The organism is Ralstonia mannitolilytica (genome assembly GCF_000954135.1).
Taxonomy (GTDB): Bacteria; Pseudomonadota; Gammaproteobacteria; order Burkholderiales; family Burkholderiaceae; genus Ralstonia; species Ralstonia mannitolilytica.
Genome location: NZ_CP010799.1, coordinates 3,490,687 through 3,502,500, shown reverse-complemented (window position 1 = coordinate 3,502,500; position 11,814 = coordinate 3,490,687). Strand labels below are relative to the sequence as shown.

Annotated in this window: 8 protein-coding genes, 2 tRNA genes and 3 rRNA genes (1 of these 13 only partly in view); 9 read left to right on the top strand and 4 right to left on the bottom strand. The window is 55.7% G+C overall.

Translation table 11 applies throughout. The features are described from left to right. From TK49_RS16485 to tnpC, 8 genes are all read left to right on the top strand, one after another. A 16S ribosomal RNA gene (locus TK49_RS16485) occupies nucleotides 1-136 on the top strand; it begins 1,399 nt to the left of the window's first position. Nucleotides 137-195: 59 nt separating this feature from the next. Continuing rightward, nucleotides 196-272 (top strand) — tRNA-Ile (locus TK49_RS16480). Nucleotides 273-304: 32 nt separating this feature from the next. Then, nucleotides 305-380, top strand: a tRNA-Ala gene (locus TK49_RS16475). Between the two features lie 268 nt (nucleotides 381-648). Continuing rightward, nucleotides 649-3,527: ribosomal RNA gene (locus tag TK49_RS16470) — 23S ribosomal RNA — on the top strand. Nucleotides 3,528-3,644: 117 nt separating this feature from the next. Continuing rightward, a 5S ribosomal RNA gene (rrf, locus tag TK49_RS16465) occupies nucleotides 3,645-3,757 on the top strand. The 16S, 23S and 5S rRNA genes sit together here with 2 tRNA genes alongside, the layout of an rRNA operon. 254 nt (nucleotides 3,758-4,011) lie before the next feature. Continuing rightward, the gene (gene tnpA, locus TK49_RS16460) at nucleotides 4,012-4,383 is read left to right on the top strand and encodes an IS66-like element accessory protein TnpA (protein WP_004633552.1); all 372 of its coding nucleotides are present in this window, start codon (nucleotides 4,012-4,014) and stop codon (nucleotides 4,381-4,383) included. After that, nucleotides 4,371-4,715, top strand: coding sequence for an IS66 family insertion sequence element accessory protein TnpB (gene tnpB, locus TK49_RS16455; RefSeq protein WP_146049720.1), 345 nt, complete (start codon nucleotides 4,371-4,373; stop codon nucleotides 4,713-4,715). Before tnpA ends, tnpB begins: the two co-directional genes overlap by 13 nt. A 62-nt stretch (nucleotides 4,716-4,777) precedes the next feature. Beyond that, nucleotides 4,778-6,307: an IS66 family transposase gene (tnpC, locus tag TK49_RS16450; RefSeq protein ID WP_009238807.1), complete on the top strand. Its 1,530-nt coding sequence runs from the start codon at nucleotides 4,778-4,780 to the stop codon at nucleotides 6,305-6,307. Between the two features lie 14 nt (nucleotides 6,308-6,321). Here tnpC and TK49_RS16445 read toward each other — a convergent pair whose 3' ends face one another. Further along, nucleotides 6,322-7,437: an abortive infection family protein gene (locus TK49_RS16445; RefSeq protein ID WP_205624842.1), complete on the bottom strand. Its 1,116-nt coding sequence runs from the start codon at nucleotides 7,435-7,437 to the stop codon at nucleotides 6,322-6,324. Nucleotides 7,438-7,660: 223 nt separating this feature from the next. Between TK49_RS16445 and TK49_RS24255 the strand changes: the two genes are divergently transcribed. After that, nucleotides 7,661-8,779 (top strand): YaaC family protein, encoded by a 1,119-nt coding sequence (locus tag TK49_RS24255; protein WP_082076332.1) that lies wholly within the window; start codon nucleotides 7,661-7,663, stop codon nucleotides 8,777-8,779. Nucleotides 8,780-9,118: 339 nt separating this feature from the next. Here TK49_RS24255 and TK49_RS16440 read toward each other — a convergent pair whose 3' ends face one another. The 3 genes from TK49_RS16440 to TK49_RS16435 all read right to left on the bottom strand — a co-directional run bounded on the left by TK49_RS16440 (nucleotide 9,119) and on the right by TK49_RS16435 (nucleotide 11,813). Beyond that, a complete protein-coding gene (locus TK49_RS16440; RefSeq protein WP_045787669.1) occupies nucleotides 9,119-10,078 on the bottom strand; it encodes a hypothetical protein in 960 nt (319 codons plus the stop codon). Between the two features lie 31 nt (nucleotides 10,079-10,109). Next, nucleotides 10,110-10,850: a hypothetical protein gene (locus TK49_RS24245; RefSeq protein ID WP_082076331.1), complete on the bottom strand. Its 741-nt coding sequence runs from the start codon at nucleotides 10,848-10,850 to the stop codon at nucleotides 10,110-10,112. Nucleotides 10,851-10,952: 102 nt separating this feature from the next. Beyond that, on the bottom strand, nucleotides 10,953-11,813 hold the full coding sequence (locus TK49_RS16435; RefSeq protein WP_045787668.1) for a hypothetical protein: 861 nt from the start codon (nucleotides 11,811-11,813) through the stop codon (nucleotides 10,953-10,955). Nucleotide 11,814 lies beyond the last annotated feature (1 nt).

Below are 11,814 nucleotides of genomic sequence, written 5' to 3'. Positions count from 1 at the left end.
CACACCATGGGAGTGGGCTTTACCAGAAGTAGTTAGCCTAACCGCAAGGAGGGCGATTACCACGGTAGGGTTCATGACTGGGGTGAAGTCGTAACAAGGTAGCCGTATCGGAAGGTGCGGCTGGATCACCTCCTTTAAGAGCGTGCATCCTAGTTAGGCGTCCACACTTATCGGTTTGTTTGATGTTACAGCCAAGGGTCTGTAGCTCAGGTGGTTAGAGCACCGTCTTGATAAGGCGGGGGTCGTAGGTTCAAGTCCTACCAGACCCACCAAGTTACGGACGGTGGAAGTCTCTGCCGTGACTGGGGGATTAGCTCAGCTGGGAGAGCACCTGCTTTGCAAGCAGGGGGTCGTCGGTTCGATCCCGTCATCCTCCACCAATACCTTGTGGTAGCCAAACGCAAGCATCGACGCGGTGATGTCGATGGTGTTTGCGTTTGGCCTAGCCAAGACGAGCGTAAAAGTTCGGCTGTTCTTTAACAATATGGAATGTAGTAAAGGTGTCGCGGTGCGTTGATGAGGCGCACAGTCAAAACGCGACACTGGGTTGTGATTGTATCAACCAGTATTACCAGAGCAATCGAAAGATTGTCTTGGAATACGGCACAACGCGAGAACTCAGCCTATAGCGAGACATACTCGTTATAGGGTCAAGCGAATAAGTGCATGTGGTGGATGCCTTGGCGATCACAGGCGATGAAGGACGTAGTAGCCTGCGAAAAGCTGCGGGGAGCTGGCAAACAAGCTTTGATCCGCAGATGTCCGAATGGGGAAACCCGGCCCGTATGGGTCATCTTTTACTGAATACATAGGTAACAGAAGCGAACGCAGTGAACTGAAACATCTAAGTAGCTGCAGGAACAGAAATCAACCGAGATTCCCAAAGTAGTGGCGAGCGAAATGGGATCAGCCTTGTACTCTTTAGCAGTATTGTTAGCAGAACGGAATGGAAAGTCCGGCCATAGTGGGTGATAGCCCCGTATGCGAAAACAGTATTGTGGAACTAGGTGTACGACAAGTAGGGCGGGACACGTGAAATCCTGTCTGAAGATGGGGGGACCATCCTCCAAGGCTAAATACTCGTGATCGACCGATAGTGAACCAGTACCGTGAGGGAAAGGCGAAAAGAACCCCGGGAGGGGAGTGAAATAGATCCTGAAACCGCATGCATACAAACAGTCGGAGCCTGGAAACGGGTGACGGCGTACCTTTTGTATAATGGGTCAGCGACTTACATTCAGTGGCAAGCTTAACCGATTAGGGAAGGCGTAGCGAAAGCGAGTCCGAATAGGGCGTTCAGTCGCTGGGTGTAGACCCGAAACCAAGTGATCTATCCATGGCCAGGTTGAAGGTGCGGTAACACGTACTGGAGGACCGAACCCACTAACGTTGAAAAGTTAGGGGATGAGCTGTGGATAGGGGTGAAAGGCTAAACAAACTTGGAAATAGCTGGTTCTCTCCGAAAACTATTTAGGTAGTGCCTCGTGTCTCACCTTCGGGGGTAGAGCACTGTCATGGTTGGGGGGTCTATTGCTGATTACCCCGCCATAGCAAACTCCGAATACCGAAGAGTGCAATCACGGGAGACAGACATCGGGTGCTAACGTCCGGTGTCAAGAGGGAAACAACCCAGACCGCCAGCTAAGGTCCCTAAATATGGCTAAGTGGGAAACGAAGTGGGAAGGCTAAAACAGTCAGGAGGTTGGCTTAGAAGCAGCCACCCTTTAAAGAAAGCGTAATAGCTCACTGATCGAGTCGTCCTGCGCGGAAGATGTAACGGGGCTAAGCCATATACCGAAGCTGCGGATGCACGTAAGTGCATGGTAGGAGAGCGTTCTGTAAGCCTGTGAAGGTGTCTTGTAAAGGATGCTGGAGGTATCAGAAGTGCGAATGCTGACATGAGTAGCGATAAAGGGGGTGAAAGGCCCCCTCGCCGTAAGCCCAAGGTTTCCTACGCAACGTTCATCGGCGTAGGGTGAGTCGGCCCCTAAGGCGAGGCAGAGATGCGTAGCTGATGGGAAGCAGGTTAATATTCCTGCACCGTCGTATGATGCGATGGGGGGACGGATCGCGGAAGGTTGTCCGGGTGTTGGATGTCCCGGTCCCTGCATTGGAGATGGCACTTAGGCAAATCCGGGTGCGTGATTCAAGGGTGTGGGGCGAGCGACTTTAGGTCGCGAAGCAATTGGAAGTGGTTCCAAGAAAAGCCTCTAAGCTTCAGTCATACGAGACCGTACCGCAAACCGACACAGGTGGGCGAGATGAGTATTCTAAGGCGCTTGAGAGAACTCGGGAGAAGGAACTCGGCAAATTGGTACCGTAACTTCGGGATAAGGTACGCCCTTGTAGTTTGACTGGCTCGCGCCAGAAGGATGAAGGGGTTGCAATAAAATGGTGGCTGCGACTGTTTAATAAAAACACAGCACTCTGCAAACACGAAAGTGGACGTATAGGGTGTGACGCCTGCCCGGTGCCGGAAGATTAAATGATGGGGTGCAAGCTCTTGATTGAAGTCCCGGTAAACGGCGGCCGTAACTATAACGGTCCTAAGGTAGCGAAATTCCTTGTCGGGTAAGTTCCGACCTGCACGAATGGCGTAACGATGGCCACACTGTCTCCTCCCGAGACTCAGCGAAGTTGAAGTGTTTGTGATGATGCAATCTCCCCGCGGCTAGACGGAAAGACCCCATGAACCTTTACTGTAGCTTTGCATTGGACTTTGAACCGATCTGTGTAGGATAGGTGGGAGGCTTTGAAACCGGGACGCTAGTTTCGGTGGAGCCGTCCTTGAAATACCACCCTGGTTTGTTTGAGGTTCTAACCTTGGCCCGTGAATCCGGGTCGGGGACAGTGCATGGTAGGCAGTTTGACTGGGGCGGTCTCCTCCCAAAGTGTAACGGAGGAGTTCGAAGGTACGCTTGGTACGGTCGGACATCGTACCTAAAGTGCAATGGCAAAAGCGTGCTTAACTGCGAGACCGACAAGTCGAGCAGGTGCGAAAGCAGGACATAGTGATCCGGTGGTTCTGTATGGAAGGGCCATCGCTCAACGGATAAAAGGTACTCTGGGGATAACAGGCTGATACCGCCCAAGAGTTCATATCGACGGCGGTGTTTGGCACCTCGATGTCGGCTCATCTCATCCTGGGGCTGTAGCCGGTCCCAAGGGTATGGCTGTTCGCCATTTAAAGAGGTACGTGAGCTGGGTTTAAAACGTCGTGAGACAGTTTGGTCCCTATCTGCCGTGGGCGTTGGAATCTTGACGGGGGCTGCTCCTAGTACGAGAGGACCGGAGTGGACGTACCGCTGGTGTACCTGTTGTCTCGCCAGAGGCATCGCAGGGTAGCTATGTACGGAAGAGATAACCGCTGAAAGCATCTAAGCGGGAAACTTGCCTGAAGATGAGGATTCCCTGGAGACTTGATCTCCCTGAAGGGTCGTTCGAGACCAGGACGTTGATAGGCTGGGTGTGGAAGCGCAGTAATGCGTTCAGCTAACCAGTACTAATTGCCCGTGCGGCTTGATCCTATAACCGGTATGTTTCCGGCTGGGTCTGCCTTGTGCCTGATACAAACTAAGCACAACCCCAACTACATTCCATATTGGCGATGTTGACCCCCGCGTCAGCAACGCAACAAGTCATAGCCTGGTGACCATAGCGAGTCGGTACCACCCCTTCCCATCCCGAACAGGACCGTGAAACGACTCTGCGCCGATGATAGTGCGGATTCCCGTGTGAAAGTAGGTCATCGCCAGGCTCTCCCTCAAAACACCCCAGCTCCCGCGAGCTGGGGTGTTTGCTTTTACGCGTCCCAAACGCAGCGCTCCCCATCGCCCCAAGAAAAAAGCCACCCAGCGGTGGCTTCTTGCGTGGGCCCATCCCCCCCCTCAGCCCCGCGCCAGGTACCTCTCCACCAGCCTCACCCAATACGTCGTAAGCACCCGGTGAACCCGTCTTGAAGGGGACCCGCGTAGCAAGGAGCATCGTGTCCATCTAGTTCTAGGTGGACACGTGGACACTATCGAAGAGAGCGCGCCAATACGGCGCCGACGTCGGCATAGCGCCGAGTTCAAGGCCAAGGCAGTGCAGGAGTGCATGCAGCCGGGTGTTTCGATCGCGGCGATAGCCCTGCACCATCGCCTCAATGCGAATCTGCTGCGGCGCTGGGTCGCCGAGCAGGAAGCAAAGAATGGCGCGCCTGAGGACCGCGAGTTGATGAGGGTGCCGCAAGGCGAGTTCATCCCGTTGCGGATCGGCGAGCCGACCACTGCCGTGCCGGACATCCAGATCGAAGTCCGCCGTGGCGCGACGACGATCAGTCTTCGCTGGCCGGGATCGGCCGCAGCGCAGTGCGCCCAGTGGCTGCAAGGGTGGTTGCGTTGATTCGGGTGGACGCGATCTGGTTGGCCGTGGAGCCGCTGGACATGCGCGCCGGTACCGAAACGATCCTCGCGCGGGTCGTCAAGGTGTTCGGCGCGGCACGCCCCCACCACGCCTACCTGTTTGCCAATAAGAGTTCGACGCGCATGAAGGTGCTGGTCTACGACGGCTTCGGCATCTGGCTGGCCGCGCGGCGCCTCAACAAGGGGCGCTTCATCTGGACGAACGGCGACCAGGCGATCGCCACGGCGCTCAATCCCGAGCAATTGCGTGCGCTGGTGACGGGGCTGCCTTGGCAGACGCTCACCCACGACCACGCGATCACGGTCGTGTAATACCCCCAAAGCCGTAAACTGGCTTCCTTCCAGAGGACTTGGGGTTCTGGCAGACTCGCCGCATGAACCTACCCACCAACCTCGATGCCCTGAGCCCGGACGAACTGCGCACACTGGCTGCGCAGTTGATGGCCCAGGTCGGCGAGAAGGACCGGGAGTTGCGGTACCGGCAAGCCAAGATCGACCAGCTCACACACGAGCTGGCCATCCACAAGCGCTGGAAGTTCGGCAAGCGCAGCGAGCAACTGACATCTGAACAGGCGAGTCTGCTGGACGAAGCCATTGACGCAGACCTCGAGGCGATTGAGACCGAACTGGAAGCGCTCCTGCCGTCGTCCAAATCTGAAGCCAAGAGCAAGCCCAAGCGCCAGGCATTGCCGCCGCAGTTGCCGCGCACCGACATCCACCACGAGCCGGACGCAGAGACCTGCACCTGTGGGTGTGCGCTCAAGCGCATTGGCGAAGACATCAGCGAGAAGCTGGACTACACGCCGGGCACGTTCACCGTGGAGCGTCACATCCGCGGCAAATGGGTGTGCGATCAGTGTGAGACGCTGGTGCAGACGCCGGTGCCACCCCACGTCATCGACAAAGGCATCCCGACGGCCGGACTGCTGGCACATACGCTGGTGTCCAAGTTCGGCGACCACCTTCCCCTGTATCGGCAGGAGCGCATCTATGCGCGCGCCGGTCTGGCCATCCCGCAATCGACACTGGGCGCGTGGGTGGGCATCTGTGGCGTGCGTCTGCAACCGCTGGTGGACGCCCTGCAAGAAGAGGTTCTGAGCCACGGTGTTCTGCACGCCGACGAAACGCCAGTGCAGATGCTCGCGCCCGGCAATGGCAAGACGCACCGCGCCTACCTGTGGGCCTATGCGCCGAGCGAGTTCGAGAAGATGCGCGCGGTGATTTACCAGTTTGCGCCCAGCCGCAGCGGCGAGCACGCTCGCGCGTTCCTGGGGCAGTGGCAAGGCAAGCTGGTATGTGATGACTTCGCCGGCTACAAGGCCAGCTTCGACGGTGGCGTCACTGAGATCGGTTGCATGGCCCATTCGCGGCGCAAGTTCTTTGAACTGCACGACAAGCACAAGAGCGAATTGGCGGGCCAGGCACTGCGCTACATGGTGAGCTTGTACGAGATCGAGGCGCAAGTGCGGGATGCTGAGCCAGACCAGCGCCTGGCAGCGCGGCAACAAAGGGCTGGCCCGATTCTAGAGCGGCTGCACGCCTGGCTCGAGGAACAGCGACGCCGCGTCCCAGACGGCTCGGCGATCGCGCGGGCCATTGACTACAGCCTCAAGCGGTGGCCGGCTCTCGTGCGTTACCTCGACGACCCGACGGTGCCCATCGACAACAACCACGTCGAGCGACAGATCCGGCCGGTTGCCCTGGGTCGCTCCAATTGGTTGTTTGCAGGCTCACTGCGCGCCGGTCAACGCGCGGCTGCCGTCATGAGCCTGATCCAATCGGCCAAGCTCAACGGGCACGATCCCTACGCCTATCTGAAAGACGTCCTCACGCGACTGCCGACCCACAAGGCGGCCGACATCGCCGAACTGCTCCCGCATCGCTGGACGCCCAGCGCCACCTAGCTGGCAAGACGGGTTCACCGGGTGCTTACGTATAGACCTCGGAGGTGTGCGAGGTTATTTGTGAGTTGAGTCAGATTTCTTAGGATCAGACGGATGTTGTCCGCACCTTTGGTTTCGTCAGTGATTCCCTCCGGAACGAGCTGCAGCTCTTTTGCCACCTTCTTGGTCAAATCGCCCAAGTCTTCCGACTTGGTGAACTCTACGTTGCGCTTCGTCAGGATCGTCTTGCAGCATGTCTCGATAAGCTCCTTGGCGGTGCCGATGGCCAATGCGGGATCTCGATCAATGGCGTTCTCCAGACGTTCGATTTCTTTGGCCATCCAACCGGCATCCAATGCGTCTGCAACCGTTTTCGCGCGCGAGACAGCACGAGACGCGTTACCGCTCAGCTGCCGATACGAAAAGCGCGGGTGCCCGGCAATTTTCTCTTCTTCGTAGATCTCCCAACCGGCCTGACGTAAGAGGTTGTTGAAGTGAGCCACGAGCTTGATGGCTTCGTCACGATCGGGTCGAACTACCGGGTGAACCATCTCGCAAAGAAAACGCAGAAACTGATCGGCTGGCCCATCTACGAGATTGAATCGAGCGTCACCAAATACCCAATCGGCTTCCCAGTCGTCGTTGTTGTAACGGTGTTGCCAGATGTCTCCCGCTGCATCTTTGAATCTGCTGTCCGTTGAGGGCAAGTGCTGCAGGTCATACAGGCGGCTAAGGAACTCGACATCATCAAGCTCTCCGTACCATGGAATACCCTCCAAGCGTAGGTAGTCCAGCATGTTCACGCGAATATGGCGGGGAAGATCCGAGCTGTCGGATCGCCAATCCGAGCGGCGCTCTTTGGCGGGGATGATCTTGGCCGAGTACAAGTCCTGGGTCTCGCGCTCCAGCACGGTTTTCAAGCGTGCCGAGATCTGTTCCTCCAGCTGGACGCGCTTGGTGCCCAAGCGAGCGTACTCTTCCGCAGGAACTTCGAACTGGATCTCCCAAAAGCCTGTGCCACCGTTCCAGTTGTCATAGCCTGTCTGCTCCTCGCGTGCCGGATATGCGCGTACGATTCTGGCCGCATCTTCCACCCCTTCTGCGCGCAATAGCGCATGAACTGTGGCGAGCAGCTGCTCAACCTTCTCCATCGCCATCCTCCTCCAAGGTCATCTGTAACCAAGCCCGGCATTGAGATATCGATAATCGCATCGATCGTGGACCATATTGTCGATGGGGCCGCAGCCCGATGCAATGCGAGGCTAAATTCTGAGATAAGAAAAATTCATCTCTAACTTAACCCTTCCGGGGGGGAGGTGGTGCGTCTGTTGATCAATAAAATGTGAGCTCCACCAGAGAAAAATATAACCCGACATGAAGCTCCCAGCGGCCACAACCCCGTCACAGTCAGCAACATGGCAAGGTCGCCAAATTAAGTTTGGCTTGCACAAGACGTTCACTCACGCTGGCTCGTCAGTGCCATTTCGGGAGCCATGGAGTTACCTTCGGTTTTGGATTCGGGATAACTTCCCTGCCACTGGCCGTGATGATGCACTTGAGCTTGCAAAACAAGCTGAACGCTTTTATCGGATCGCGCTTGTTGCGTCTTCCGATACGTCTCCGCTACTTTGGTACTACTCGTTCCTCAATTTGAGCAAAGTACTACTACTAAAAACTCCAAGCATCTATACCCCTGCCGAGGTCGAGCATGCAACACATGGAATCGCAGACCCGGCGAACAATAGTCAGGGATATGTGAAGCTGACCAAGCAGAACGTGTCCGTTTTCGGCGTTCGAACGACGAAGAATCCTATCAGGCTACAAGTCTTCCCTGCGCTTTGCGAAGCCTTAGGTACTCCGGTTAGTTTCGCGGCAGGCGCAACCTCGAAAAACATATCGATCAGCTCGCTTTTGTCTCATATCGTCAGTATTCATAGGGCCTATGGGACGGCCTATGACAAACCATTGAAGTTCTGCAAGGTGGGTATCAACGCGTCAGAGCGCCGTAGTCCGTCGGGAAAGGCCGGAGATTTGTGGCATGCATTGTCGCTAGAATCGTTGGATGTTAGGGCGGCCAATGCATCGGTGAAGGATTTCGCGGTCGGTGGGAAAATTAAAGCGGTTGCGCCTGGTGTGCCTGGGTTTCACGCGTACGAAACGCCGTTGAGCAATTTTTCTAACACGAATTTCATCAACAAACTGACCACTCAGAGAGCCAATCTTCGCAGCATTGTGCATCCCATCATTCTTATGAATGGGTATCGGTACTATCTACATCCAGACGCAGATGTTCTCAGGCAGCCATGCTCAATATATGCAGTCATGTTTTATCTTGGATCAATTGTCAGATACAAGCCGCAGAGATTTTCGAGCCTTATCGGCAATAAATATCATTGGTTGATTGAGGAGTTCTTGCAGGTTGCGCCTAAACAGTTTGTCGCATTGATGATCAATGAGATAACCGATTGCGAGCTACCTTACTTTGTCGACTGACGGTCAACCCCGCTTAGCCTCCTGTTCTGCAGCCAACGAAAATCAGCGTTCTGCTATCGCGCGGCCTTCTTGCATCCCGGCCGCGGTCGCTGCATCAGCGGACGCAAAGTCGGCTGACACATGATGGAAGCGCTCCAGTTTTGGGGTAGTGCCATGACCGCATATTTTGGAGCGCAGACGAAACCTGTATACGCGTATCGGTAGTCGCTACCTTGACCCAATACGGCCAAGACATGGACCGGGCAGCCACGGTACCGCTGAATGGACCAACGTTGCATGAGCTATGTCGCAGGCCCGATTGCACTTGAAGCGCTGACGATTGGCATCCGAAACGGCAATTCAGTCATCCTTTGCCGCCTGCCATGCGTGGTAGCCGCATAGACCGTGATTTCCTTGATCCTCCGGTCCGAGAGTCGCGCTGCATATTGCGCATCGAGTGAACTCGAGTTCGCCAGAGCATGCGATACAACGTCCCTCCTCAATGAGGAAGGTGTCTTTTGAACAGTCCGGGCAGGTTGCCACAGGTGGGTCACCACCGTCGGTCATCGCAAGGTAGGTGTCTGCAGCGTAACAATCTTCCACTGCAGCCTCGATGACATCGTCGAAATCGGACTCTTGCCCGCAAGATGCACAATGAAATTCGAGTTGCTCTAAGAATTCGACCTGTGGCTCCACTGGTTTTACCAGCTCTGAGCCGCAGTGTTGACATCGGATATGGTGTGCAACCTGTTCTCCTGCCGGCGATTTCCAATCGATCTCGTCCAACGCTGCGCGGCACGTGGCGAGTTCACGTTCGTAAACTTCGCTCTCCTCCAGCAGGGTGGTCCAAGTGTGGACGCCAAGAAGGTCCGCGGGTTCGCAGCCGAGTTCGGTAGCTATGAAATCCCGGATAACAACGAAGGATTTTGCCAATATCTCGCGCATACCTTCGGCCGTGACGCTAGTTCGGTAGTGCTCAATTTCATTGCGCAAGCGCACTACTTCATCCAGCCGAGCAAAGTCAGCTACGACACCGAGCGACGAGAATCGCTCCTTGATGTCAAGAACGTCGACGGTTTTCTTGCCTTCCCCTTTGAACGCAAGGGTCCCATCTGCCACGCGTATGGGCCGGACGGTCTTCTTAATCAAAACTTCGTCCGACTCCTGGGGAGAAAGCTGGCGGAGCTTCTCTTTGAAAAGCAGAAGTACTCCGGCCGTCAAGTTGCGTACTGCCGAAAGGCTTCTCCGCGTGTCACCGGACAGGTAGTCTTCAACTCCAACCTGAATCGACGCGATGGCATTAGCGAGTATCGTGTCCATTTTCTCGGATTCCAACCGTGAGCCTCATTCTCTAGTTCCTTACATCGTGAGGCAGTGGCTCGTTACGAAGTTCAGCAAGTGTTTTGCCGAATGATGGGTTGTATTTCCTCGCATGTTCCAGCGTGACATTCGGCACCGTGAGGCGAGCAACATGTTTTCCACCAAAGACGTCTCGTAAGCAGACCTTAAGTCGAGTTCCCTTCGCGCTCGAATTTGGGTAGCAACCGCCCCAGCTATCCTGCTGTTCGAAGTAGACGACCCCATTCTCGGCCTGACCGGGCTCCAAGTATGTCGCGGCCCTAGTCACTGCGTAAATGCTACGTTGTGTCAGGAATGGATAGACCTTGATGTTCTCGCCTATCTCTGTCTGGAAATCGGATATGGCGGCCGTTTGAGCATGTAGCCAAAACCGTCTGATCCCATACTTGAACCAAGCTCGCGAGAATGGAGCTACGTGCCAGTGATACCCGACCGATATCTGTTCGATGCTCGATGCAGCTGATCCTGTATTTGCAATCTTGAGGTAAAGGGCAACTCCAGTTCTATGAACATCAAACTCGTTGTGTTTTTTTCCTGTAGGAAACGTACACACGAAAGTCGGACCATCGATCCATTGGATCTTGAATCGCGGTCTGCGACGAAGTGCCGAGAAGATTCCGCTGACCCAGCCAAGCACGAGGGTCGCCGCGAAAATTGCAACGCTGACAACCCCTTGGTTGTCGTTTAGCAATTTTGCGGCGGTAGCATATGTCTGAGCAATGTTTGCAATCATTTATAGCGGGTCAATTAAGCGCGAAGCGTAGCGGTCGGAATCGTCTGCACTTCTACGGATGTTCTGGATCTTCGTACGGTGTTAGTCAGGAGCGGCGCGCCTTCACTCAGGCACTTGAGCATCGATTGACGCACGCGTTGGTGCACCAAAACATTTATATCCACGTAGGTAGTATCGGTTTGCACCAGACCGATTCCCATTAAGCTCGTCGCTGATACCTCGTTCGATGCGCGACAGTAGCTCAACCGCGATCAGGAGTGAATTCGCACTGGCGATATGGCGCTCGGGCACGCCGGTTTGTTGCCAGATCGTCTCGTACTTTGCCTCCGAACAGAAGTCGGAGCGGCTGCGAATCGACGCGTAGTAGAAGAGCAGTTTCAACGCCTCAATCTCGTGCCGGCTGCGCAGATGAAATTTGGTGAACGGGTAGAAGTTCGTTTTGGCCGGCGACAACAGTGCTTGGCCTGGCAACTTAGCGAACTGGCGACCGGCCAGCCCGAGGAGCGCATATTCGCTCGAACGAGCCGAACCAGGCCGCGCAATCATCGCCCGGTCCTCCAACAACCCAAGCCCGTTAGCGATCGACTTGCGCGACAGCCCAGCTAGAGCCGCGAAGTCGTCGTACGTGAGCTGCGCGATGGGGGCACTCGCATCATCCTTTGGCGTTATGGATTCCGCGTCGGCCAATCCGATTGCGGCCTGAACGAAGCTGTAGTTCGGCACCACGGGTGTCCCGTCAAGATGGGTCGCGTAGTCAGGGATTGCTGGCGCTTTTACTACCGGCTGCAGTGCGGTTGAGTATCCGCGGACACGCGGGCCGCGGTCGGTTGCGAAATGGCAGATGACGTAGAACAGTTCGAGCGCCGCTGTTCCAGACGAGTGATCTGTTTTCCAGTCGAACAGCTTAATACGGCCATCCCGAATCCAATCAATGGGCATTGGCGCCCACGGCTTGATGTTCATG

Coding starts and splice junctions, on each gene's coding strand:
- tnpC (WP_009238807.1), top strand. CDS start 4,778: ATGAACCTACCCACCAACCTCGATGCCCTGAGCCCGGACGAACTGCGC.
- TK49_RS16445 (WP_205624842.1), bottom strand. CDS start 7,437: ATGGAGAAGGTTGAGCAGCTGCTCGCCACAGTTCATGCGCTATTGCGC.
- TK49_RS24255 (WP_082076332.1), top strand. CDS start 7,661: ATGAAGCTCCCAGCGGCCACAACCCCGTCACAGTCAGCAACATGGCAA.
- TK49_RS16440 (WP_045787669.1), bottom strand. CDS start 10,078: ATGGACACGATACTCGCTAATGCCATCGCGTCGATTCAGGTTGGAGTT.
- TK49_RS24245 (WP_082076331.1), bottom strand. CDS start 10,850: ATGATTGCAAACATTGCTCAGACATATGCTACCGCCGCAAAATTGCTA.
- TK49_RS16435 (WP_045787668.1), bottom strand. CDS start 11,813: ATGAACATCAAGCCGTGGGCGCCAATGCCCATTGATTGGATTCGGGAT.